This window comes from Persicitalea jodogahamensis (assembly GCF_014651615.1).
GTDB lineage: Bacteria > Bacteroidota > Bacteroidia > Cytophagales > Spirosomataceae > Persicitalea > Persicitalea jodogahamensis.
On the sequence record NZ_BMXF01000001.1, the window covers coordinates 853322 to 878388 of the forward strand.

At 48.2% G+C, this 25067-nt stretch carries 24 protein-coding genes; 15 read left to right on the top strand and 9 right to left on the bottom strand.

The window, feature by feature from the left end:
• Nucleotides 1–28 precede the first annotated feature (28 nt).
• Both IE117_RS03495 and IE117_RS03500 read left to right on the top strand, forming a co-directional pair.
• On the top strand, nt 29–1129 hold the full coding sequence (locus IE117_RS03495; RefSeq protein WP_189562942.1) for an AEC family transporter: 1101 nt from the start codon (nt 29–31) through the stop codon (nt 1127–1129).
• Nucleotides 1130–1146: 17 nt separating this feature from the next.
• Nucleotides 1147–1602 (top strand): hypothetical protein, encoded by a 456-nt coding sequence (locus tag IE117_RS03500; RefSeq protein ID WP_189562943.1) that lies wholly within the window; start codon nt 1147–1149, stop codon nt 1600–1602.
• Nucleotides 1603–1687: 85 nt separating this feature from the next.
• On the opposite strand, the gene IE117_RS03505 is transcribed toward IE117_RS03500, so the two are convergent.
• Both IE117_RS03505 and IE117_RS03510 read right to left on the bottom strand, forming a co-directional pair.
• A complete protein-coding gene (locus IE117_RS03505) occupies nt 1688–2128 on the bottom strand; it encodes a (4Fe-4S)-binding protein (protein ID WP_189562944.1) in 441 nt (146 codons plus the stop codon).
• A 2-nt stretch (nt 2129–2130) separates the two neighbouring features.
• Complete coding sequence (locus IE117_RS03510; RefSeq protein WP_189562945.1) at nt 2131–3261, bottom strand: redoxin domain-containing protein; 1131 nt, start codon at nt 3259–3261, stop codon at nt 2131–2133.
• 174 nt (nt 3262–3435) lie between these two features.
• Between IE117_RS03510 and IE117_RS03515 the strand changes: the two genes are divergently transcribed.
• The 3 genes from IE117_RS03515 to IE117_RS03525 all read left to right on the top strand — a co-directional run bounded on the left by IE117_RS03515 (nt 3436) and on the right by IE117_RS03525 (nt 7481).
• On the top strand, nt 3436–5295 hold the full coding sequence (locus IE117_RS03515) for a glycoside hydrolase family 2 protein (RefSeq protein ID WP_374757948.1): 1860 nt from the start codon (nt 3436–3438) through the stop codon (nt 5293–5295).
• Between the two features lie 17 nt (nt 5296–5312).
• Nucleotides 5313–6266 carry a hypothetical protein gene (locus IE117_RS03520; RefSeq protein WP_189562946.1) on the top strand — a complete coding sequence of 318 codons (954 nt, stop codon included), beginning with the start codon at nt 5313–5315 and terminating at the stop codon, nt 6264–6266.
• A gap of 120 nt (nt 6267–6386) precedes the next feature.
• The gene (locus IE117_RS03525) at nt 6387–7481 is read left to right on the top strand and encodes a topoisomerase II (protein ID WP_189562947.1); all 1095 of its coding nucleotides are present in this window, start codon (nt 6387–6389) and stop codon (nt 7479–7481) included.
• 540 nt (nt 7482–8021) lie between these two features.
• On the opposite strand, the gene IE117_RS03530 is transcribed toward IE117_RS03525, so the two are convergent.
• Entirely contained in the window at nt 8022–9239 is a 1218-nt protein-coding gene (locus tag IE117_RS03530; RefSeq protein ID WP_189562948.1) for an NADH-quinone oxidoreductase subunit D, read from the bottom strand.
• Between the two features lie 201 nt (nt 9240–9440).
• On the opposite strand from IE117_RS03530, the gene fucP reads away from it, so the two are divergent.
• On the top strand, nt 9441–10694 hold the full coding sequence (fucP, locus tag IE117_RS03535) for an L-fucose:H+ symporter permease (RefSeq protein ID WP_189562949.1): 1254 nt from the start codon (nt 9441–9443) through the stop codon (nt 10692–10694).
• Nucleotides 10695–10768: 74 nt separating this feature from the next.
• On the opposite strand, the gene IE117_RS03540 is transcribed toward fucP, so the two are convergent.
• Nucleotides 10769–11392, bottom strand: coding sequence for a c-type cytochrome (locus IE117_RS03540; protein ID WP_189562950.1), 624 nt, complete (start codon nt 11390–11392; stop codon nt 10769–10771).
• A gap of 51 nt (nt 11393–11443) precedes the next feature.
• On the opposite strand from IE117_RS03540, the gene IE117_RS03545 reads away from it, so the two are divergent.
• From IE117_RS03545 to ftsY, 4 genes are all read left to right on the top strand, one after another.
• Entirely contained in the window at nt 11444–11617 is a 174-nt protein-coding gene (locus IE117_RS03545) for a hypothetical protein (protein ID WP_189562951.1), read from the top strand.
• Between the two features lie 62 nt (nt 11618–11679).
• Nucleotides 11680–11862, top strand: a complete 183-nt coding sequence (gene rpmG / locus IE117_RS03550) for a 50S ribosomal protein L33 (RefSeq protein WP_189562952.1) — start codon at nt 11680–11682, stop codon at nt 11860–11862.
• 26 nt (nt 11863–11888) lie between these two features.
• Nucleotides 11889–12041 (top strand): DUF4295 domain-containing protein, encoded by a 153-nt coding sequence (locus IE117_RS03555; RefSeq protein ID WP_189562953.1) that lies wholly within the window; start codon nt 11889–11891, stop codon nt 12039–12041.
• Between the two features lie 133 nt (nt 12042–12174).
• The gene (gene ftsY / locus IE117_RS03560) at nt 12175–13131 is read left to right on the top strand and encodes a signal recognition particle-docking protein FtsY (protein ID WP_189562954.1); all 957 of its coding nucleotides are present in this window, start codon (nt 12175–12177) and stop codon (nt 13129–13131) included.
• 15 nt (nt 13132–13146) lie between these two features.
• Here the strand turns inward: ftsY and IE117_RS03565 are convergent, their stop codons facing one another.
• Nucleotides 13147–14136: a phytanoyl-CoA dioxygenase family protein gene (locus IE117_RS03565; RefSeq protein ID WP_189562955.1), complete on the bottom strand. Its 990-nt coding sequence runs from the start codon at nt 14134–14136 to the stop codon at nt 13147–13149.
• 245 nt (nt 14137–14381) lie between these two features.
• On the opposite strand from IE117_RS03565, the gene IE117_RS03570 reads away from it, so the two are divergent.
• Nucleotides 14382–14900, top strand: a complete 519-nt coding sequence (locus IE117_RS03570) for a fasciclin domain-containing protein (protein ID WP_189562956.1) — start codon at nt 14382–14384, stop codon at nt 14898–14900.
• A 59-nt stretch (nt 14901–14959) separates the two neighbouring features.
• On the opposite strand, the gene IE117_RS03575 is transcribed toward IE117_RS03570, so the two are convergent.
• The 4 genes from IE117_RS03575 to IE117_RS03590 form a co-directional block, all read right to left on the bottom strand.
• Nucleotides 14960–16309 carry a hypothetical protein gene (locus IE117_RS03575; RefSeq protein ID WP_189562957.1) on the bottom strand — a complete coding sequence of 450 codons (1350 nt, stop codon included), beginning with the start codon at nt 16307–16309 and terminating at the stop codon, nt 14960–14962.
• A 26-nt stretch (nt 16310–16335) separates the two neighbouring features.
• Nucleotides 16336–17046 carry a hypothetical protein gene (locus tag IE117_RS03580; RefSeq protein WP_189562958.1) on the bottom strand — a complete coding sequence of 237 codons (711 nt, stop codon included), beginning with the start codon at nt 17044–17046 and terminating at the stop codon, nt 16336–16338.
• Nucleotides 17047–17053: 7 nt separating this feature from the next.
• Nucleotides 17054–17743 (bottom strand): hypothetical protein, encoded by a 690-nt coding sequence (locus tag IE117_RS03585; RefSeq protein ID WP_189562959.1) that lies wholly within the window; start codon nt 17741–17743, stop codon nt 17054–17056.
• Between the two features lie 378 nt (nt 17744–18121).
• Complete coding sequence (locus IE117_RS03590; RefSeq protein ID WP_189562960.1) at nt 18122–19090, bottom strand: 2-hydroxyacid dehydrogenase; 969 nt, start codon at nt 19088–19090, stop codon at nt 18122–18124.
• A 254-nt stretch (nt 19091–19344) separates the two neighbouring features.
• Between IE117_RS03590 and pdxA the strand changes: the two genes are divergently transcribed.
• The 4 genes from pdxA (at nt 19345) to IE117_RS03610 (ending at nt 25048) form a co-directional block, all read left to right on the top strand.
• On the top strand, nt 19345–20451 hold the full coding sequence (pdxA, locus tag IE117_RS03595; protein WP_189562961.1) for a 4-hydroxythreonine-4-phosphate dehydrogenase PdxA: 1107 nt from the start codon (nt 19345–19347) through the stop codon (nt 20449–20451).
• A 107-nt stretch (nt 20452–20558) separates the two neighbouring features.
• Complete coding sequence (locus IE117_RS03600; RefSeq protein ID WP_189562962.1) at nt 20559–21446, top strand: YicC/YloC family endoribonuclease; 888 nt, start codon at nt 20559–20561, stop codon at nt 21444–21446.
• A 2-nt stretch (nt 21447–21448) separates the two neighbouring features.
• Nucleotides 21449–22072, top strand: coding sequence for a DNA-3-methyladenine glycosylase (locus tag IE117_RS03605; RefSeq protein ID WP_189562963.1), 624 nt, complete (start codon nt 21449–21451; stop codon nt 22070–22072).
• A 1221-nt stretch (nt 22073–23293) separates the two neighbouring features.
• Complete coding sequence (locus IE117_RS03610; protein ID WP_189562964.1) at nt 23294–25048, top strand: DUF4331 domain-containing protein; 1755 nt, start codon at nt 23294–23296, stop codon at nt 25046–25048.
• Nucleotides 25049–25067 lie beyond the last annotated feature (19 nt).

Consider the following 25067-nt stretch of genomic DNA (forward strand, 5'->3'; position numbering starts at 1 on the left):
GGCCATCTAATTTTCCTATCCTACCACCATGAGCGACGCCTTACAAAAAACAGTTACCCTGATTTTGCTGATTGTTCTCGGTCTTATCATCCGGGGCAAATTCAAGAATAAAGAACAACTGAACGGGATCAAAGAAATCATTCTTTCGGTAGCCCTGCCCGCAACGATTTTCATCGCCATGATGAAAATCCACGTGGAAGCGTCACTTTTCTTTATTCCGATTGCCGCCCTGGCCTTCAACTTTTTTGTCTACTATTCCTCTCCGCTGGTGTTTAATTTTTTCGGTGTCGAGAAGGATAGCTCCACCGGACGCACGCTGATGATGCTTTTGCCTTCACTCGCTCCCGGATTGTCAGCTTTCCCGTTTATCGCCGAATTTTTGGGAGAACAAGGACTAGCCAAAGCTGCGATGGCCGACGTGGGAAACAAATTTTTCGTGCTGATTTTCCTGTACATTATCGCGATGAATATGTTCCTGAAAAACAGCGTCAACGAATCGACGGACATGAAGGGGAAAATCAAGGATTTGTTGCTCAGTCTTGTCAAGGAGCCAATTAATATTCTGCTGGTTTTGGCGATCGTGTTACTCAGTCTTGGTGTTAGCTATGCCACGCTGCCTCCTGTTGTCGCTGATCTCTTTGACAAAACCAGCGCCATGATGACGCCCCTCGTACTTATTTTTATTAGCCTGGCTGTTCAATTAAAAGAAGGGCGCAAGCGACTGGTAATGACCATGCTGCTCTTCCGGGCAGGAATCTCGCTGTTTTTTAGTGCGGCGCTTATATCCCTGTTTAACATTGGCGACACAACGATGGTACTTTTGGCAGTGGTAGTGCCACTGAGTTCGGCTAGTTTCTGGCCTTTCGCTCACATTTCGGTTTTCAACCTCCGGGAAGAATCGAAGGGGATGTCCAAGGAGCGCCGTACTTTCGACGTAGAGTTGGCGGTGCTGATCCTGGCCTTCTCGCTGCCCTTCTCTACAATGCTCATTCTGGGAATCCTATCCACTGGCGTGCTATTCACGCATTTGTCAACAATCCTCATTGCGGCCGCCATACTTACGTCTTTGGGGATCATTCCCAACCTGGTCACCAAGGCTGCCTTCAAGCATTCGCCCTCCGAGGCATGATCCAAAACCCCTTACTTATGAGCAAATCGCTCGCATTCTTTTTTTTATTCGCAGCAGGGACAATCTCAGGTGTACGGGCTCAAAAATCAGCTACCGCAAGTGCGGGGGAGGATGTCGCTGTAAACCGGGTGCAGAAGGCAAAACGAACCAAGGGTAAAGCCGACTGGCTAACCGCCTTATACCTGCGCCCGGTCGAGCAAACCAAATCAATGCGTGAATACTCGCCACTGGTTCCCGCCCAATTGCTGGAAGGTCACGCTACGCTTTGCGTTGATACCCCCGATGGACCGAAAACGGTATCGCAACTCAAAAAAGGCGATGTGTTGTACCGATACGAACCCACTACCCGGTTGGTGAGCGCCTGGGAGGTCAGGATTGTGCAGCGAAAGGCCCGGCGGGCTGATGCACTTTATTCGGTGGAGAATGAGAGCAATTCACTGCTCTCAGACAAAAGGATCGCTTTGGGTAGGTAGTTTACCATTCGATTTTCAAACAAGAACGGCTTCCCATATGGGAGGCCGTTCTTGTTTGTCAGTATTGCTGTCTGGCCGGATGTTGTCAACTTTTCCACTCTTCGCGGGCATGACTACCATCGCAATAAGGTTTATTTTTTGAATAACCACAGCGGCAGAAGGCCGTCACATTCTCCTTTCTTTCTTCTTTACCCAAAGAATCCTTCACCAAAACTTCTCCGCGAAGCAAGAGTGGACCATTAGGTTGTACCTCAATGACGATTGGCTCACTCACTGTCGTCTCCGGGTGTCCGTTCCGACCCTGGACGCGGTCCATCCGGTAACTCAACGCCCCGGATGGACATTTCTCCACCTGGTTAATAATTGTGTCGGTGTCGGCACCCTGAATGTTGACCCAAGGCCTTTTTTGCGGGTCGAAGACCGATGGGAGACCGCGAAAACAAATGGCAGAATGGATGCATTTGTGTGGCTGCCACACCACCGTTACCTCGCCGTTGCCGTAGTTTTTAGTAATTCTTTTTTCCATATTCAATAAAACCTCCCCACGTACTTGTTCTCCACGATTGCCTTTCGCATCTGGTAAGGGTCGATGGGGCCTTGCCTGGCGTAAACGATCTTACCTCCCGGCTCCACAAGAATCGTATAGGGCAGCGCCCCTTGCCAATTCGGGTCTATGGCTTCGATGAGCTTGTACTTATCCTCAAAGTTAACGAGGTAGTTGGTGTTGGAGGCGTATTTCCCCTGCAAAAATTTCAAAACCTTATCCTTCTTATCAGGATTGTCGGCGCTGACGGAAACGAACTCGAAGTCGCGGCCCCGGTACATATGGTGCATGGTCATGAAGTCCGGGAATTCCGCTACGCACGGGCCGCACCAGGTGGCCCACACGTTGATGAGTCGCAGCTTGTCCGAGTCGTTCCTGATCAGTTTTTTAATGCCTTCTTCGTCGATCATATCCAGAGCAACGGGTTCTTTGGCCCATTTGTCGCGTTCAGTTGCCACGCCTTTTTCTTTCTCGGCCCATTTGAGCGAGCAGCCAAACGTTTTGGTGGTGGCAACGGGTGCAGGTTTTCCGGCCAGCATCGCTTCAATGGCGTTGCGGGCATCGTGATTTTTGGGAGTACCCGAGGGCTTCTCAACATCGTCGATGCGGCCCACATAGCGGAGCTTTCTTTCTTTGTCAAATATAAAAATATGCGGAGTCGCCACTGGGCCGTAGGCATTGGCTGCGGCCTGAGTATCGCCATCGTAGAGGTAGGGGAAGTTATATCCCTTTTCCTTGGCGCGGATTTTCATTTCTTCGTGAGTATCGCTCAGATCCGTGTAACCCAGCTCATCGAGCCGAATAGCGGAGGGGTCGTTGGATGAAATCGCCACGAGTTGCAGCCCTTTATCACCGTAGTCCTTCACCAATTGAATGACCCTATCTTCGTAGGCCTGCGCCGTTGGACAGTGATTGCAGGTGAAAAGGACAGCCAGCACGGGCGCTTTGGCAAAATCTTTTAGGGTGTAGTTCCTGCCATCCACGCCTGGCAGGTTGAAATCGGGGGCGGTAGCACCGATTTCCAGGGTGGGTGCATGGTTTTGGGCTGTTGCTTTGGTTTGGGCAAATACAGTCAGGATTATAAGCCCGCTCACGAGGAAGATGAATTTTCGCATAACTTTAAGATTTAGGATCAATTCGTGTACCTACCTCATGCAAAACGCAGTTAATACTAAAAATTACTGTCTCGTCTTTGAATTAATGAAATAATGACTGCACGTCGCCCGCAGAAGGTCAGACAATGGGCGGCTAAAACTGTACTCTTGCTTTTTGCTCAAAAACACTTGATAATGAACACTAAAATTCGATTTATATTTTTTTCAATGCTGGCTGGCGCTACCATTGCCGAAGCCCAAACAACCGCTTGGAAGCCCGTCGGTGATAAAATCAAGACCCGGTGGGCAAGCCAGGTAGACCCGGCAAAGCCCCTGCCCGAATACCCGCGCCCGCAGCTCATTCGTCCCGGCTGGCAGAACCTGAACGGTCTTTGGGACTACGCCATCACTCCCAAAACCATTTCTGATATTCCTCCGGCCACGTTTGACGGTAAAATTTTGGTACCCTTCGCTGTAGAGTCCTCGTTGTCGGGCGTGGGCCGCACGGTGGGCAGGGATAGCCTGCTGTGGTATCGCAGGATGGTTCCGTTTTCTGCTAAATTGAAGAGCGAAAAAACCCTGTTGCATTTCGGAGCCGTAGACTGGGAGTGCGATATATATGTCAATGGTAAAAGGGCCGGGTCGCACCAGGGAGGCTATGATCCTTTTTCGTTTGACATTACACCTTTGCTGGTAAAGGGCGAGCAACAGGAAATTGTGGTGCGCGTGTGGGACCCCACCAGCGACGGCCCGCAGCCGCGCGGCAAGCAGCTCAAACAGCCAAGGGGAATATGGTACACGCCCGTAACGGGCATCTGGCAGACGGTCTGGCTGGAAAAAGTACCGACGAGCTATATCGAGTCCACCAAAAATACCCCTGACATTGACAGGAATGTTGTAACCGTCTCGGCTGTGGCTCAGAATGCCCAGGAGGGCGACATTCTGCGTATCCGTGCCTGGGATAAAACCACGATGATGTCGGAGAAGGAAGTGGCTCTCGACGCCACCGCCGAACTACCCGTAGTGAACACGGTATTGTGGGAGCCCGGCAACCCTTACCTCTACGAACTGACGGTGGCTTTGGTACGCAAAAACAAGGTAGTCGATGAAGTGAGGAGCTACTTCGCCATGCGGAAGATCAGCCGGAAGGCCGACGCGCAGGGCATTCAGCGCATGCTCGTCAATGACAAATTCGTGTTTCAGTACGGCCCGCTGGACCAGGGGTGGTGGCCCGACGGTCTCTACACGGCACCGACCGATTCGGCGCTGCTGTTTGATATCCAGAAGACGCGGGACATGGGCTTCAACATGATTCGTAAGCATGTGAAAGTGGAACCTGCCCGCTGGTACTACCACTGCGACCGCCTCGGGATGCTCGTATGGCAGGACATGCCCAGCGGCGACCTGGGGAACCAATGGGAGTCACGGCCCGGCGTCGAGGGAAAGGGCACTGAGAAAGATCGAAGCTCATTGTCAGAGAGTATTTTCCGCCGCGAGTGGAAAGCCATTATGGATGCTAATCATAATTTCCCCTCCATCGTCGTGTGGGTGCCCTTCAACGAAGCCTGGGGGCAGTTCAAGACCGAGGAAATCACCAAATGGACGGAAGACCATGACCCCAGCCGCCTGGTCAACAGCGCCAGCGGCGGTAATTTTCACTACGTTGGTGACATTATCGACATCCACAACTACCCCATGCCGGTTATGCCCGCACCAAAACTTTACGGAAAGGAGCAGGTCATCGTGCTGGGAGAATTTGGCGGCCTGGGGCTGCCCGTCGAGGGCCACACCTGGCAGGAGAAGGACAACTGGGGCTATCAGACCTTTAAAAACGCCGACGAACTAACCCAGCGTTACGAAGGCTTCATGAACGATTTGGTTGACCTGATTAAGAAAGGCCTCTCGGCGGCGGTCTATACACAAACTACCGACGTGGAGGTAGAAACCAATGGTCTGATGACTTATGATCGGGAGGTAATCAAGATACCGGTCGAAAAACTTGAAGCCGTGCACGGGAAACTGTATAATTCTTCGTTGGTAGAGATGAAGAAGTAATGTTAAACTATCAAAAAATGGAGGACGAAATCGAAGAACTGCATGAGAATCATACGTTCATTTTTATGGAAAAGCCACAAGTGGCTATGAAAAAGCCAATATTGCTACTAAAACGAGATTTGACTAAACCAATTTTGCAAGCTCTAGACAGAATTGAGAAAATTAGGCAAAGAAAGGCTAATAATGTTGACAGCATCATACTTGAAGGGCTTTTTGTATTAGCCGTATCTTCTTTTGAGAATTCATTGAATGATACATTACGAATTTTACTTCTTAATATTCCCCAAAAATTAGATATTAAAAGTGAGAATATTACAAAAAAAGATCTAATAGAAGGAAGCCCTTTAAAACAAGCAGTAGAAAATAGAATTGTGGCAATTAGCTACAAAAGCTTGCAAGAGATGCTGAATTTATTCGTAGAAATAACAGGAATAAATGAGTCTACTGTCGCTGAAAATGAGATGAATGAACTTTTAGAAATTAAAGCAACTAGGAATTTACTTATTCACAATAATCTCGTAGAAAATTCAATTTATAATCAAACTTCTGGACCAAATAGAAGATCACCAGTTGGAATTGAAAGAAAATTGGTGATTGACCAAGACTATCTCTATCAAGCTTTAAGTTTACTTAGAGATCTTCTTAGAAGACTTGAATGTGAATTATCAAGAAAATACATTCATTATACAAAAATTAGAGCAATTAAAGCACTATTCAACTATGTTTTTCAAACACCAGTAATGGTTTTTGAGAATGAGTTCGAGGTTGACATCACAAAAGACACTATTGGATTAATAAAAAGCTCAGATAGAAAAAAATCGCTCTCGTCGAGCGAACGCTTCTATTATGATATTTGGATCGCACATTCCCATGGAAATAAATTTGAGCTTGAATCAGGTAAATTTTTTAGTATAAGTGACAAAGATAAATTTGCTTACTTTATCAAGAACATAAATCTACTAATGCCCTAAAAACCGTAAGATATTGTACTACTAAAACACTTACAGCAAACGAACATAACTCTTAAACATAAGTAATGACGCAGTTTTTATGTTTAAGAGTTACCAGAAATTTTTACGAATACTTTACGAATGACGAAAATATCTACTCTTGAAGAGTCTCGACTCTTAGAACTTGATGAACAATTTACCAAAGAGCTCGAAGGGATGCTTCCCGAAGTCTTACATAAATTTAGTATCGAAAAGGGCAAAGAATGTTCAATTCATTCATTGCATGGAACAATAGGTAGTAAAAATAATACATATGTAGATAGTGTGCATACTCAGTTTAGTGATCCAAATGATTTTAAAGCAAAATGGATAAAAGGCTTTATCGAATATGTAGGAGAAAAAAGATATACGCCACTTCGTAATTTGTTAAAGGATAGTACATTCAGAAAATATACGCTTACATTTCTCGAAAGAAATTTTTATCGTAATTTACTGGAAAGAACAAGAAGTAAGCCAAATGAAAACTTGTGGAGTATCTGGTTTGGAAGTGGCAAGTTTTTCTGGGGGCTTATTATTGCACCAGTTCTAAAGTTTGATGGCTGGACTAATGATATAAGTGAAATACGAAGGGCAAATTTTATGTATTGGACAATTGGGCACGTTATAGCAACTGGGTTAATTGACCCAGAAAACAATGAACTATACACGTTTAGTACTTTACTCGACTTACTTAATTTCTACAAGAGAATTTTAAAACGAATTTCAAACTCATTGTATGAAAAACAAATATTTGATTTGTATGTAGAATATTTAAAAAATGCGGAGGATCCTTTTTCAGAACCGTTTTTAATTCCTGAATTGAGATATGCTGGTTTAGAAGTCGAACATGAATATAGATTAGATTTTACAATTCTGAATTCACACACAATGGAAATGATTGGGTTTGAATTTAGTCCACATTCAACACATATGGCTGTTTCAAAAATTAAAAATAAGAAACAAATTGAGGTGAATGCTGAACTTAGTAAAAAGTGGGATAAAGAAATGAGCAAACGAAATAAATACTTCTCAAACTACGGTATTATAACTTTAACTTTTACTGACACCAATTTAATAAACATTGAGAACTGTTTTTCTATTATGAAGAAGTATTTATCAAGTAGACCAGAAGTTGGAGTGAATTTGAACGAGCAAATTGAAAGTCTTGATACTCTTTTAGATAGAGATAATCTATAATTAAAAAAAATATGTAATTGTATAGATAAAATGGGAGTTAAAATAAATTTAATTAAATTTTATGATTTGTTTTTGGTAGAAGTGCATTTATTGGTGGGTGAATTATTCTTTTAAGAATTGAGGTATCAGGCTTAGCAGAGTCGAAGTCCGTCTGTATGGACTGGCTTTGACTTCGCTAAGCCTGACATCCTCCTAAATATAAACCCCACTTTATATCCATACTCGTTCATCGATAATATTTTCCTTTAGAGAATAAACATACATTGAATCAACCTTCTTGATCTTCAATGCGGTAGAAAGAATACGGCGCTCGCAAGGCGTAGACCGATTACTAAATATTCAATCCTCTAAAAACTACCCTTTTCCCCCCTTGCAATAGGATATTAATCCTGCGGATACTAGCTGCACATGGGTTGGACAAAAACGCTGCCGCTGCTGCAACCTTTGCAGTCTCGGCGAAGTTAATCTACTGTGATTTCTGCGTTTGCTCGGCTAGATCGCCGGACGTTTTCTATTAGGCATTGGAAAGGATAGCACCACTCACCGATCGACCTCCCCTAAATTCAGGTCCAACGACCCGACTACAGCCACCAGGTCGGCAATCAGTCCGCCTTTGGATATTTCGCCGATGACGGAAAGGTTATGAAAACTGCATGACCGTGCCTTGCAGCGCACGGGAACGTCGGCGCGGCCATCGGTGCGGAAAAAGTAGCCCAATTCGCCCTTGGGGTTCTCGGCCCGCACGTAGAAATCCATCGCCTTGGGTCGGATTTTCTTGGGTACCAGCGCCTGCGGGTCGAAGTTACGGGTGCGAGCATGCACCGCAGTCAGTTTTTCCAGGCACTGCTCGATAATCTTTACCGATTCCCAGCACTCGGCTACACGCACCCAGTTACGGTCCCAGCAGTCGCCGAGAGTACCCGCTTCGCCCTTGCCGATGGGAATATCAAAATCCAGTTCTGGATAGACGGAGTAGGCATCCACGCGCCGGAGATCGTAGCGCAAGCCTGAGCCGCGCAGGATTGGCCCCGTGCAGCCGTAGTTGATGGCCGTAGCGAGCGAAAGTATCCCGACATTAGCGGTTCTTTCAATAAAAATTTTGTTCTCGATTACAAGTTGCTGCAACTCGACGAGTTTGGGTTTGAGGTACTTGATAAACTCCCCGCAACGCTCTTCGAAACCAACGGGTATATCGTAGAATAAACCACCAATCCAGATGTAGTTGTACAGCATCCGCGCTCCGCAGGTCCATTCCAGCAGTCGCAGAATTTGCTCGCGGTCGCGCATCATCCACAGAAAAGGCGTGTAAGCCCCGATGTCCATTGCGTAAGTACCAATAGCAATAAAGTGTGATGCCAGTCGGTTCAGTTCAGCCACCAGAACCCGAACGTACTCCACGCGTGGCGGTATGTCGTCCTGGATTCCCAGCATACGCTCTACGCCCATGACATAGGCGTGTTCGGAGTTCATGGCCGCCGTGTAGTCCATGCGATCTACGTAAGGGATGATCTGGTTGAAGGGCAGCGACTCGGCGTGTTTCTCGAAGCACCGGTGCAGGTAGCCAAGGTGCGGCACCACGTCCATGACGACTTCGCCGTCGGTTATCACTTCCAGCCGCAATACGCCGTGCGTGGACGGGTGTTGCGGGCCAACGTTCAGCACCATTTCTTCCTTTCGCAAATCGCCGGGCTGGTACTTGTTAGGTTCCGAGTTGGCAAGATGTTCGGGGCGGTAGTCGTATTGGATGGCGTCGTTCATAAGACGAAGGTAATCAATGCGTGAATGAGTGAATGCGTGAATGGGTGAATATTGTCATTAGTACAGCTCCCCCTCATGATATGATTTTAGCTTTCATCGATTATTTTTTGGCGTTTCCCTATTCCTGTAAGTATTATTTCGCCCGAAAATTCTTCCTAAGATTAAAAAAGCTCCATTACTCCATCCTCCTTTCCTGCTTCTATGCTGAAAAAGACCCCGATTCTTCCCTTTGTCCTTATCACCAGCTTGTTCCTGATGTGGGGCCTGGCCAACAACATGACCGACACGCTGCTCTCGGCATTCAAGCGGATCATGAGCATGACCGACTTCCAGACTACTTTCGTGCAGTACGCTTTTTACGGGGCGTATTTCTGCCTGGCGATTCCGGCGGCTATTTTAATAAAAAAATACACCTACAAAACGGGCATCCTCATTGGTTTGGGAATGTTCATCGGTGGCTCGTTGCTATTCTACCCGGCCAGCAAAACGATGGTGTACGGGCACTTCCTGGCTGCGCTCTTTATTCTGGCGGGTGGATTGTCGCTGCTGGAAACGGCGGCCAATCCCTACATCATCGCCATGGGACCGGAGGAAACCGGGACGCAGCGACTCAATCTGGCTCAGTCGTTCAATCCCATCGGCTCCATCATCGGCGTCTGGCTGAGCAAGCTATTCATTTTGTCCAAGCTTAACATGGCCGGCGAGGCCGAACGCGCTTCCATGTCGCCTGAGCAACTGCAGGCCATTCAGTCTGAAGAACTGACGGGCGTAATGGGGCCTTACGTTGGGGTGGCGTTTTTCCTGGTAATCATCTGGCTGTTGATATTCCTTAACAAAATGCCCACCGCCTCGGACGAAAACAGCAAGTTTGACTTTGGCGATGCCTGGCAACGCCTTCGTCAGAAGCGGCATTATGTCTGGTCGGTTGTGGCCATGTTTTTCTACATCGGGGCGCAAATCGGCATCTGGTCGTTCACGATTCGCTATGTCATGAAAGAACTAAACCTTAACGAGGAACAGGCTTCCAGCTACTACCTGGCCGCTCTGGTACTTTTTCTGTTATCACGCTTTGTCTGCACCTACCTCATGCGGTTCATCACGCCGCGTCGTTTGCTGACAAGCCTGTCGGTACTTGCCATGATCCTGACCGGTACGGCGATGGCCACCGGTGGTTATGTGGGTGTATACGCCCTGATAGGTATCTCGGGGTGCATGTCGCTGATGTTTCCGACCATCTACGGACTCGGGCTGCAAGGCCTGGGCCAGGATACCAAAATCGGCGGCTCAGGTCTTATCATGGCCATTCTGGGTGGCGCAGTACTAACGGGCGTGCAGGGGCAAATTTCCGATGCCACGGGCAGCATCAACACGGCCTTCATAGTGCCGCTGCTTTGCTTTGGCGTAGTGGTGTACTTTGCGGTGCGGGAGGCAAAAGTGGCAACCCAAAAGGGCTGACCTGTGCCCCAATATAAAAAAAAGGCTGCTCTCGTTTTCCAGCGAGAGCAGCCTTTTTTTTAAGATAAGGAGAACTACAAAGAGTTAATCCACCTCCCGAGCTTTTCTACTTCGTCCTTAGGTACCTGCGTCATGGGAGCCATCGGTGGGTAGCCAGGCCAGTTTTCAGGCTGCGGCTTATACACCAGCTCCACGATCTTGCTGATGGGGTACTTTTTCTTGGCCACTTCCGAGTAGGCTGGGCCGACGAGCCGCTCGTAGGGCTTGTGGCAAGCCGAGCAGGTATTCTTGTTGAGGAGAGCCGCTATGTCCGCCGGAACAGGCTTCTGCTTGGGAGCTTCGTCAGCTTTGGCAGGCTCCTTTTCCGAAACCTCGGCGATGGTTTTTCCGGCAGTTTCGGGTATTCCTTCCGTGAGGGCGGTGCTGGTGCCTTGCTCTGAATCTGCGTTTTCGGTTACGGAAAGGGAATTGATGGAGTCAGGGTTGACTTTCAAATCCTGGTCTCCCCGATCAGCGAAGGTCTCATCATTATCCGAACGCGGCGTGAAACTTCCGCTCCCGGCGCTTTCTTCACGTTCGGAGCGGCCTTCACCATAAAATCTATCGTACTGAGCCTTGTCCTCCTTCGAAGAGCAATTTGTCCCGGCGTACCCTACAAAGGCAATAGAAGCCAGGAGGGTGAGTTTTCTGAGTGTCATGGATATTCTGATTTTGGTAAAAAGTAGGTAGAGGAAGATTTTTAAAAAATTATGCCCAAATTCTCTGTGAAGGCAGATGAATTTGAACGAGGCATCAATAAAACACAAACCTCGCATTTTTTCTTAATCCAAAAAGAAAAAAGTGGATTTTGCGCACAAATTAAAGTGGTGCCCCCCGCCTTAGTAGACTATATGACAACAGATTTTGTTTTTTTGAAAAAATGATTTTGCAAACTTGCTGAGAAATCTTACTTTTGCAATCCTATTTGTAAAAACGAAGAAACGCAATGGCTAAGAAAGGCAATAGAGTACAGGTAATACTGGAATGCACCGAGCAAAAGGGATCGGGCGTACCGGGGATGTCGCGCTACATCACCACCAAAAACCGCAAGAATACGCCTACGCGTATCGAATTGAAGAAATTCAATCCCTACATGCGTAAATACACGCTGCACAAGGAGATTAAATAATTCATAAACATTAACCGCACAGAGACATGGCTAAGAAAGTAGTTGCAACCCTGAAAAAAGAAGGCGGCCGTACCTTCGCCAAGGTAATCAAGGCGGTGAAGTCGCCCAAAACCGGAGCCTATACCTTTAAGGAGGAAATGGTGCCGACCGACCTGGTTCAGGACACTTTGAAGAAATAAGTAAGACCGGCCCGTTGGGCCTACTTTGCGATTCAATGCATGAAAAGTCCCACGCGGGACTTTTTTTGTTTTAAATTTGGGGCAAGATCACCTCATTCCCCTCCACATCTAAAGGTGGGTAACCACAAAGAGCATGGCCCTATTTGGTTTTTTTTCCAAAGAGAAAAAGGAAACTCTCGATAAAGGACTGGAAAAGTCCAAGGATAGCATTTTCAACAAACTCGCCCGCGCGGTGGTCGGCAAGGACACCGTGGACGAGGATGTGCTGGACGAATTGGAAGAAATCCTGATTACCTCCGATGTGGGCGTGGGGACGACCGTCAAAATCATCCGCCGTATCGAGGCCCGCGTGGCCGCCGACAAGTACACCTCTACGGGTGAACTGGACAAAATCCTGCGTGAGGAAGTAGCCGCTTTGCTTTCCGAAAATCCCAGCGTTGGCGTAACTGATAGCTTCGAGACCGAGCATCTGCCCAAGCCCTACGTCATCATGGTAGTAGGCGTCAACGGCGTGGGTAAGACAACTACCATCGGTAAGTTAGCGCACCAGTTTCAGCAGCGGGGCCGCAAAGTGGTGTTGGGTGCCGCCGATACCTTCCGTGCCGCTGCCGTGGCCCAGCTGAAGCTCTGGGGTGAGCGCGTGGGCGTTCCCGTCATCGACCACGGCATGAATACCGATCCCTCTGCCGTAGCCTATGATGCTCTGAAGAAAGGTGTGGAGATTGGTGCCGACGTGATCATTATCGACACCGCCGGGCGACTGCACACCAAGGTGAACCTGATGAACGAGCTGGGTAAGATCAAACGTGTTATGCAGAAAGTACTTCCCGACGCTCCGCACGAAGTAATGCTGGTGTTGGATGGCAGCACGGGTCAGAACGCCGTGATCCAGGCCCGCGAATTCACCAAAGTCACGGATATCACCTCACTCGCCGTTACCAAACTTGATGGTACTGCCAAAGGCGGCGTCGTGGTTGGTATTTCCGATGAATTCCAGATTCCTGTCAAATACATCGGGGTAGGGGAGAAGATGGACGACCTGCAGGTCTTTGACCGCGAAGAATTCGTGGACTCACTTTTTAAGCGCTGAGGACACAGAATCGCACTACCACTTTTTCAGCCCCAGCAGTTTCTCCCCCAATTCATTTAATTCCGCCGTACCGTATTTGGTTTGTTCCCAGCGACGCGGGTCGCCGGGGAAAGCGTAACCCTCAGGAGCAATACGGTCGCGCCAGGAATTGACGCGCCATTGGCGAAGTACCTCATTCTCCTCCTCGGCGGGCATCATCGATATATATTGCGCAATACGCACTTTGTCCTGCGATAAGTTAGGCCGGATGCCGTGTGGCTGGGCGCTATGGAAAATCAGCAGATCGCCCGCTTCCAGCTTTACCTTCACGAGCTGGTCCTTAAACTGCGAAATGTCCGGCTGAAAGCGATTTCGGTCTTCGGGTTGGGTAAGTTTCCAGGTATCGTAGGTGCGGAAGAGCTCCGGAATGCATTGGAAGCCGCCCATATTTTCGTCGGTCTGGTCGGCCAGAGCCAGCACGCCCTGCACATTTTGGGGCTTAGTTCCGGGGTCGTAATCCCAATGGATGAAGCCCTTGTACTCGAAGCCAGGCCGGATAGGGAAGTTCAGGTTGGCGCGGTCGATGGTTACCCATAATTTCTCGGTTCCCCAAATATCCACGAAGGCGTCGTACACCCGCTGCATCTGCCGGTTATTCCACAGGCTTTGGTGGTTATAGACCTCCACCATGCCCGTTCCGGCCAGCTCTTTCATTTGCATTTCGGCGCGGGGCGGGGTGTACCAGGTAGTTGCATCGTCAGGGTCCTTTTCCTCGAATTCCCACAGAAACGCTGCCGTTCGGCGTGCCTGATCTCGCGGCACGGCGTTCTTGACTACCACGTAGCCGTTCTTTATCCAGAAGGCCCAGTCTTCTTCACTCAGCACGCGTAGCGGCTCACCGTTGGGGCGGTCGCTGAGTCTGACTTTGCTGCTTTTGGCGGTTGAGGGATTGCCGGGAATGTCTTTGTGAGCATTGCCCGGGATCATGCCTTCGTGCTTGCTTTTCGTAGTCGATGATTTGGACATTGAATATACTTCAAAGCTGCGGCGGTCTTTTTTATAATGGGATATCCGAGAATACCACTCTGCTGGGACTAGGCTGGATAGATGACGAGAATCAGTTTAGGCTTCTCTGACGGTGAATTGAGCGCGAAAATATTTTTCTGTTTAACTTTTTATAAGAAAATATAAACAAAAAAAGTAAACACAAAGTTGGTCATTTTGAAAGCGCAGCCGATTGGCTGTGATCATCATTACAAACTAATTAGAAAATGAAAAAGCAAACAATTTTGTGGAGAATGACCCTGGCGATGATGCTGGGATGTGTGGCAATGTTCAGCGCGAATGCGCAGACAATGACGGGAAAAGACCTAGCGACTAGTGCAGGAATGTCCGAGAATCACAGCACTTTGCTGGCTGCCCTAAAAGCGGCCGGGCTGGCCGACCAAGCTTCCAAGCCTGGTCCTTTTACGATTTTTGCTCCTGAAAATAGCGCTTTCGAAGCACTTCCAGACGGCACAGTAGAAACGTTGCTCAAGCCTGAAAACAAGAAGATGCTTTCCGGAATCCTGCTGTACCACGTGGTGCAGGGAAGCGTGATGTCGTCAGACCTGAAAGATGGTCAGAAAGTAAAAACCGTGAACGGTGATATGCTGACGGTGCGCATGAAAGACGGCAAGGTGATGCTGGAAGATGCCAAAGGCGGCATGGCCACCGTCACGACTGCTGACATCAAAGCTACCAACGGCGTGGTACATTCCATCGACACGGTGCTGATGCCTTCAAAGTAAATTTTGACAAATAAAATTTGTCAGTAAAAAACGCCCTCGACCAACGTCAGGGCGTTTTTTTATTTGACTTCTACCAATCGCCAATACGGTGGCCCTTCCTGCGTTACTTTTCCCGTTTCATCGAGCACTTGCAGCGATACGCGGTACAATCCGTTGGGAACGTCTTTGGGAATATTAATTGTTGGCTTGCCCTCTTCATCCCCAAATTTCAACAACTCTGATTTTGCAAATTGGATTTTCGTCGAATCCTGAACGGAAACCATTTTAAGGCGGGTCGTGGGGGCCTTGCCATTGAAAGTTATCAGTGCGTAGTTATCCTTCGTAAGAGCCTGAGGGCCTTTCAACGAACAGGGGTTTAGGAACCCGAGAATTTTACTTATTTCAAAAGGCATCACCTTTTCAGTAGTTACGTGAAGCAGATAGCAATAGATAGTATTTCGGAAAACCTTGTCCCGGAAGTGAACAGCATAGTGCCCCGGAGCAAAAGATGCTGGTAGTTTCATGATAGCTTCAACTCCGTAGTTCCCATATTCAATTTCCGGCAGCATCACTGCTTTATCATCTTTATCCAAAATTTCAATATCCAGGTTTTCAGCGAACAGACTCCGCCCGGTAAAAACAAAATTCTCACCCGGATGTACTCGAGGTACGTCTTTTGACTCCCAATTCATGACAATGACCGGGCCATTTTTTATAGTGAATGACTGCGGGACTTTTAGTACACTGCGGCTAGCAGTTACGAACTCGACATTGTAAGTACCCGGAACCACCTCCTTCATATAGTTGAAGAAGTTGATGATGAGCCTGTTCGCAGGTTCATTCCATCCACGCTGAAATAAGGGCAGCGCCATACCTTGGGTGTTGAGAATATCAAAAGAAGTACTGTCCCCAATAATTGTTTCTCCGGTTTTGAGATTAGTAAACTTCACTCGAGTAGGAAGCGGATTGGCATGCAGATTTTTAAACGGAACCGAGAGTACCATCGCGACGGCAAGGTCACGATCCGTGTAGCCTGAGAGCGCGGCCGCATCTATTTCGAGCGGTCCAGAAGGAGTAAATTCTAATGTATAAGTCACCAGCACATTTCCTGAAGGCCATTTATCGACCAGCTGGAGTTGTCGGCATTCCAAGCATTCCATGTTGAAGGCTTTATACCATTGTACTTCCTTTAAGTAAGCCTCCCCTGTGAAATTCACTTTTGGATGCATGCTGTTAGGAAGCAACGGCGGCAGCTTTACCTTAATAATGTGCCTCTCATGATCGATAGTGACGTCCTTTGGTGGAATTCCTGGAAATTCAACTGAGATAATCCGGGGGGTACTTCCTGCCGAATCAAGCTCCTTGGGCTTACAACTCACACAAACGACCAGCAGCGTCGCCCAGGCAACAAATCTAGTAATGCGTTTCATAGGACTCATGGTAGGTTTACAACTGGTTAGTAAGTAGTGCTTCGGGTGACCAGGTACCGGAAGCCCAGGCTGATACTACCAGAGGAGAGGTTGGGGGAGAGGTTATAATTAAAAAAACTACCCTTTCTATTGGTAGGTCTGCCAGAGTTCTGCGTAGTAGATTCGGTGTTTCTCCAGCCCGCCGAAATACTGATCGGGTTGGCGAAGGCAAAGCCGCCGTACAAGGCCCATTTGGGTGAAAGAAGCCAGGCTACTCCGGCGCTGACATCAGCCCCTAAGGTGAAGGTATTGGTCTGGGTTCTGGTAAAGGCGTTTCCGTTCTGCTGGTCGTCTTGGTTTTGGAGAGTATAGCTGAGATTGAAACCAGGACGTACATAGAGCGCAAACTTGTCAGACAGGGACTTGTAATGTTCCACGAAACGGCCTCCGCCAAATCCAATACTTTGTAAGGTAGGAGCAGGATCATTTGTATTTCCTGAATATTGTATTTTGGCGAGAGACAAAGATTGATTCAACGTCCAGCCAATGGCTCTGTTTTGATCGGTAAAGTACCCGGAGCTATAACTGATATCATGGGAGTAGTTGCCGAACTGGCTATCTCCATACGTGCTGAGGTATTTGCTGTCGCTCAAGGAAAGATTGAACCCTCCCTGAAAAAAAATCTGCCCGGCCTTGAACTGAGCCTTCGAGAGGATTGGAAAGAGTATGGAGCTGGCTAAAATCAAGAAATTTCTCATAGCGCGTTCAGTTCGTTTTAGGAATAAGGTACTTGGCGATTCTTATCGTGAAGTAGCTGGGAAAAGAAGTGGAGAGCCCCGTCGAAAACTGAAGCCTTCTTCCTGAATCCTGCTCAAAATCGGTGTACTCCGTATAGAATGAGAGTACGTTGGCATACCCCTCGATTGCCAGGTTGTTCTTTGGGAAAAAGTAAACCAGCCCGGGTTTTACACCCAATTCATATTTCCAGTTGTGGCTATTGTCCGCAAACGGATTAGCCGGAGTTGTTTTCGATTTATTCCAAATGTAGCTAGGGCCGATCTCGGCGTGCAGAAATACCGCCCACCGTTCACCTACGGACTTATACTTTCTGACAAAGGGCAGGATACCAATGGATTGACTAGTCGCAGATTGGCTGGTACTCGAATTGGGCGCCGATGTAATTCCGAAAGTGTGTTTATGCCAGCTGAAGCTGTACTGGGCGCCCAGACCGACCATGGTGGTAGGGTTTACGAATTTCCCCCATTGCAGCTCAGGCGAAATTGTGTGCTGATTGTCCGAAGAAGTCATGGAGCTATAACTGTCCCGGCTGCTACTGGTAGCTCCTTCGATGTTTATAGTCCCTCCCCAGTACCTGGTACCATCCTGCACCTGCGCCCACGCCACCGGCGGGCTGGCAAAGCAGCTGATTATTCCTAGTAGCAACAGTTTCTTCATAATTCATTGAGGTTTTTGGGTGGAAAGATACTCGCATCAGTAAATTTTGACAAATAATTAACAAAAATTAAACAAATATTTATAACCAAAATTAACTCTCACCATTCTGTACTATTTCTAGGTTTGCCTCTATACGAAAAGTCATCGAATGGTAAGCCGATTTTGGTAATTATTTGGGAGAGGTTAAAATCACGGAATGTCAAAAAGGGGAATTGTCGAGCATGAGAAAACAAGCATCTATAAGAACTGACTGACAGGAATTTTGTGAAAGTAAGCGCTTGCTCACCAGGACCCAAAAAATAGAAAAAGGGTTGGAAATAAGGAATAGCATTTTCCCTTTTCCAACCCAATGGTATCATTGCATTTGCCGAACTACCCTCAACCGTTGCCCAACTCAGGCGTGCCGGTCGATCTGTGACTTTCTTCCCACTTTGCCACCTGCTTCACCAGTACTTCGTTAATTCGCACGTAACTTTCGTGCGTCCAGCCCGCGACGTGGGGCGTTAGAACAGTATGCGGCGACGACCGCAGGTAATCAAAGGACTCCTGCTGGGGATTATTGAGTTGGCTAAGCTTTTCGTTTTCCAGCACATCAAGACATGCGCCCAGAATCTTATCACTCTTCATGGCCTGCACCAGGGCTTTGGCGTTTACGATCTCGCCGCGTGATACATTGACCAGGTAAAAAGGCTTGCTGAAGGCGGCGATGAACTTGGCGTCTACCATGTCGCGGGTCAGCTCGGTGAGAGGAATATGCAAACTCAGTACGTCGGCTTCGCGCTGGATTTCGGCTATGCTGGCTTCTTTGGCGTAGCGGTCACCGTAGTTGTCGCGGTACTTGTCATAGGCCAGCACCTGGCAGCCGAAGCCACTCAACCGTCGGGCGGTGGCACTACCGTTATTACCATAGCCAATGAGGCCGACCGTCATGCCCATCAACTCCACGCCTCGATTGCCTTCACGGTCCCAGATAGCCTGGCGCACTTCCCGGTCGGCTTTGTTAAGATTGTTGAACAACATCAATAGCATCCCTACCATATGTTCGGCCACGGCGTCGCGGTTGCCTGCCCCGGCGTGAAAAAGCTGAATACCCAATCGCTCGGTGGCCTCGGCGTCGATCAGGTCTAACCCGGCCCCGGCCCGGGCAATGAATTTCAACTGCGTAGCCTGCGTGAGTAGCTCCTCGTCGATGCGGGTCTTGCTGCGAATTATCAAGCCGTCGTAGTCGGCAAGGCCCGATATGATATCATTGCGCCGGAAGTCAGGATAATAGTCGTAAGTCCATCCCTGTGCCTGGAGCATGGCAAATAAAGAGGGGTGCATTTGGTCGGCAATCAGTATTTTCATGGGAGCAGGAGGATTTTTTGTAAATTGCCAGCCGTCGACCGGGTTATTTGTTGAAGATGCCGCTAAGCGACTTTGTTGGTTCTTGGCTGGGTTTGATTTTAATGATAAAACACCCGATCGAATATTGATCGGGTAGATCGTCAACAAATTTATGCCTTTCAATTAAAGATTCGGGCATAGGGTGATTTTATCGACACGAATAACCACGACACAAGCTTCATCTACTATCGATCAAAACTGATTCATTGGTTTTCATGAGTGATTTACAAGACCGAAAGCCCGTCATCGGGATCACGATGGGCGATTACAACGGCATTGGGCCGGAAGTGATCCTGAAAGCTTTGGAAGGCAACCAATTGTCGAAATACTGTACACCAATCGTGTATGGTTCTCTCCGGGTGCTCAATCGTTACCGCCATCTTTTGCGGATGAAAGAATGGAACCTCCAGAATATACAGAAGCCCGAGCAGGCAAACCTCAAGAACACCAATGTAATCACGTGCTGGAACGACCAGAAGACCGAAGCTGAACCGGGCAAAATAACTCCTGAGGCAGGACAAGGGGCATTCAAAGCCCTGAAAAGGGCGACTGACGACTTGCGGGCGGGGTATATCGATGCCCTGGTAACCGCCCCGATCAATAAGGACACCATACAGGGGGAGAATTTTAAGTTTCCCGGCCACACCGAGTACCTGGCAGCGGCCTTCGATACGAGGGAAGCGCTCATGTTCATGGTAGCCGACGACTTTCGGGTGGGGGTATTGACGGGCCACATTCCGTTGGAAAAGGTGAAAACGCAGATCACCAATGAGAAGCTAAGCAACAAGATTAATCAGATGCTGCATTCTCTCCGGAGCGATTTTGGCATAGTCAAGCCGCGTCTGGCCGTATTGGGCCTAAATCCCCACGCAGGCGAAAACGGCCTGTTGGGTACCGAGGAAAAGGACATTATCGAACCCGCACTAATCCGCTTCCGCGAAAAGGGAGAACTTGTTTTTGGTCCCTTTCCGGCGGATGGTTTCTTCGCTACTTCTGCTTACCGGCAATACGACGCCGTGCTGGCTATGTACCACGATCAGGGTCTGATTCCTTTCAAAACGATCGCTTTTAATGAAGGCGTCAACTTTACGGCCGGGCTCCCGGCTGTGCGTACATCGCCCGACCACGGCACGGCCTACGATATTGCAGGCAAAAACGTAGCCGACCCCGGTTCCATGCTCGCCGCCATCTACCTGGCGGGCGACGTTTGGGAATACCGTCAGGAAGCTGCCGACATTGCCAAAAATGCCTTGTTACACAAGCCGCAGGCTTCTGAGAGTCAGGCACCAGGAAAAGCGAAAAAGTCAAATCGGTATAGGTAGTTCTATTGGACAGGTGTTATACGTTTAGTCGTTTTTTTAAAAGCGAGTTATTCTATAAAAACCAGATGGTATTCAGTGAATTGTATTAAACAACTAAACATTAACAAATGCTAAAATCAATGACTGGCTACGGAACGGCCAATGTAGAGTCTGACACGCTATCGGTAACCGTCGAAATTAAGACCCTGAATTCCAAGTTTCTCGATATTTACTGCCGGACTCCTCGCCAATACTCCGAGCGGGAGATTGAAATAAGGAATCGACTGACCCAGCATTTGGAACGTGGCAAGGTGGAATTCAGCCTATCGGTTCAGCCCAAGGGCCAGGTCGCGGGCACGACTGTCGTAAATCGGGCCTTAGTTAGTGCCTACTACCAGGACCTGAATCTGACATCAAAGGATTTAGGCTTTGACGCTAATCCTACCGAACTACTAAGCCTGGCATTGCAAATGCCCAACGCCTACCAAACTGCCGTGGCCGACGAGAGTAGCCGTGATCAGGAATGGGAACTCATCCAGCAGGCGGTGACACAAGCCATAGAGAAATGCGACAATTTCCGTCAGCAGGAGGGACAGCTCACTGCCAACAAACTGATGGACTATATCGAAGCCATCCGCACGCTATTGGCAAAAGTGGCTGAGCAGGACGTGCACCGTATTCCCGCCGTGCGGGAGCGCCTGGAAAAACAGGTGAATGAGCTGGTGACTGCTGACAATTTTGATCCTAATCGCTTCGAGCAGGAGTTGATTTACTACATCGAGAAGTACGATATTTCGGAAGAAAAGGTACGGCTGACCAATCACCTGGATTACTTTACTGAAACTTTGAAATCAGCGGAGAGCAATGGTAAAAAGTTAAACTTCATTTCGCAGGAAATCGGTCGGGAAATCAATACGATAGGCTCCAAGGCCAACGATGCCACCGTGCAGCGGCTAGTAGTGCAGATGAAGGATGAACTGGAAAAAATCAAGGAGCAAACCCTGAATATCGTGTAGGCATGAGTGCGCATTTGACGGCGGATTTTTTTCAAAAACATGACACACTCACTTTGTCCCAACTCCTGCTCGGCTGCGAATTGGTACATGAAAGTTCTGCCGGACGCACGGCTGGTGTCATCGTTGAGACCGAAGGGTATCTTTGGGGAGACCCCGCCTGTCATGCGTACCGCCGTCAGACCAAACGCAACGCTGCCATGTTTGGCCCCGCGGGACACCTGTACGTCTATTTGATTTATGGAATGTACTACTGTGTGAACATCGTGAGTGGCAAGACAGGAGAGGGCGAAGCTGTGCTAATTCGCGCCCTCGAACCCACCGAAGGGCTTGATTTGATGCGGGAGCGGCGGAATCTCAATCCCAAGACATTACAGCCGCTGCTAAAAATGCGGAAAAAGCCGCTGGCTGAGAAAGATTTGTGCAATGGCCCCGGCAAGCTGGTGCAGGCAATGGGGATCCGGCCTGAGCATAATACCGATTCCTTATCAGAGGGGGGCATCTACATAACCCCGCCTGTCTTTTCTGACTTCGGAATGGTCACAACTACCCGTATCGGAATTACACAGGGAGCTAACCTACCTTACCGTTTCTATATAAAAGATAATAAGTACATAAGTAAAAGTTAATGACCTGACCCGTGCCCACCATTCTTCTTACGGGTACTTGGCAACTGGATTCGGGTAGTTTCGGTCTTTGCATTCAGGGAGGCTTCCCGGTTGTTAGTCAAAGACATGAGTGCTTGCCCTTTTCAAATTGTAGCATCATAGACTTCTGATTAAAGAGGGGCAGCTCACTGTCTTCATTGAATACGCTATTCGTTCCTTCACCCTTTACATTGGTGACTCTGGCAAAACTGCGGTTGTACAGTTTGATTCGCTCGCGGCCAGCAGTTCCTCTCCGGTCTGGGAATTAAGTGCGCGGACAATATTTCAACAAGTACCTTAGCGACCTTAACGGGAAAGAATACTTTCTATCAACTGAATAAGGCCTGATTTTCAGGTATCAATGCTCCTATTGCCGATAGGGGTGATGTTCGAGCTATGCATGTTTTGGAAAGGAAATTTAGGGGAACAAATTGCGCATAGAGCAATTTGTTCCTCAAATGGGGATAGGCATTCTTGAATTTCGTAAGACGTCGGAAATTGCTCGGTTATCGCCAATCTGCATTCCCATAAGTCACCGCCAACAAAACCTTTAATTGAGTCTTATTCAAGACTATATAATTTGATTCAAATATAAAAAATCATATATTTAAGGAAATTATTTCAAATTATTGCCACTTTGACAACAGATTTGTTACTAGATTTTGCGTTAAAGTGACATTATTGGGTCGCCAGCTAGGGTTAAATTAGGTTTATTGTGTTGCTGGTGAAGTTTTTTTATACATACCAATCCAAAGCGGTTCTTTTCGACGTATGTTCTAACTGTTAGCGATTCGGCCGTTTAAAGACCATTCTGGAAATTTCCAGATTTGCTCTCCCATTCCATTAAGTCCTCTCTTCCCGATTAAATAGTACAGTTGCCTCTGCAGGGGGATGCTATGCCTGTTGCGTAAGCTTTCTCAAACAACAGAGATCAAATTGCTGTTAATCAGCATTGTGTCATCCTTTTGTTCCTAATTAACTGACTTCAAATGAACCGAAATTTTTACCTCAATTCTTCTTAGTGCCCCCCCTGTACGAAGCGTGTTTTTCGCGGTACGATCTGTACAATCTTGCAGGAATGGCGTTTCCATCTTCATTCTTTCCATTTGCTGCACGACCGATTCAACACGGATACTTTCTTGTTCCGACTTGCAAGGTTTTACCTCTTTTCATTATTCACTTTTCACTTTTTTCACTATGCGCATGAATCCTATACCATTCGGGTCGCTCAGAACCGGCTTACTGAGTTGCGCCCTGCTGCTGACGACAATCGTCGGCTACGCATCCAGCCACCGCGAAGCCCCGCTCATTTCCCAGGACCCTCTGGCTGACAACACCGACGTGTACGCTTTTAAGAGTCCGGATGATCCTAACATGATCACGATCATCGCGAACTACATTCCATTCGAATCCCCCGAAGGCGGTCCTAACTTCTACAATTTTGGGACGAATGTCCGTTACGAGATTCATATCAAGAACCGGGCTGACACGCCAGGTGACGACATCACCTATCGCTTCACTTTCTATCAGGTCAACGAGGATCCCACGACTTTTTTCAACATCCGTTTGGGGAAGCAGAATCTCAAGACTACCTACAAATGTGAGAAGAGTATGGATGGCGGCAAGACATTTACCGCTATTGTTTCCAATGGTGTTGTGCCACCAAACAACATCGGCCCACGATCTATTGAAGGCGCTGCGGGACTAAATACTACCTATGATGCGCTGATGCAGAAGTCGATCATGACGGCTACTACCGGAGAAAAAATCTTCGCCGGCCCCGTGGACGATCCTTTCTTTGTAGATCTGGCAGGCGCGTTCGACGTTGGAAACTTCCGTCCTGAAGGTAATGCGGTCAATGCTCCCAAAGATGCACTTAACCGCTTCAATGTGCATACCATTGCCTTGAAAATTCCGGTCAACATGCTGCAAAAGGATGGCAAGACCGTCGACCAAGCTGCTAATATCCTTGATGGCAACTACGTAATTGGCGTGTGGGCTTCGGCCAGCCGCCAGATGATCGAAACGATCTATGATGGTGGAGACATGGGTGGTGATGGCAAGTTTGTGCAGGTTTCGCGCCTGGGAATGCCTTTGACAAATGAGGCTGTAATTCCTATCGGTATGAAGGATCGCTGGAATGCCACCAGCCCTTATGGCGGAGCTGATTTGCAGTTTGCCAAGTACTTCACCAATCCCGAATTGGCCTTGTATATGGACGACTCTAAGTTCGGCGGGGCAGTACCTTCTTTAAACGCGCTGCGCATTCAAACCATGGCATTGGGTGCATTCGACTTTCGGAACGGCAAGCCTGGTCTGTACGGCTTGAAGGGGAACTCGGCGCTGGATGGAACAGCCTTGGCCGAAGCTGCTTTCGGCGGAATACTATTGCCTGATGCCCAAAGCCCCCGTGCGGTAGATTTGCTGCCCATTTTCTACACCGGAGTACCCAATCTGCCTCCCTATCAACTCGCGACGGGCAAAAGTGGTAATCCATTGGCAGCAGGCAAACCATTTATCAATAACTTTTTGCCAACACTGGGTGATATGCTCCGCTTGAACATGGCGGTTCCTGCTACACCTCGTAATGATCCTAAGTTTAGCCACCTGGGCCTGATTAGCGCCGCTGTCCTTGGACTTACCGATCCTGCTTATAATACTGATACGAAAGTTCAGTTCATTCCAAATATGGATGGATTCCCCAATGGACGCCGTTTGGAAGATGATGTGACGACTATCGAATTGCAAGCCGTTTCTGGCGCCGTACTGGCTGCCGTTGGTCTGTGGTACGACGACTTCAAACCCGGAACCACGACCAGCCCTGTAACGCCCCAATTGGTGAGTGTACTTGGCTTCACTGCCGGCCCTACGATGAACGACACGGGTTTCACAAGTAGCTTCCCATACATGGCTAAGCCATGGCGTGGATTCGACTACCCGCAAAAAGACAGATTCTGATAATCACTCTAACCAAAAC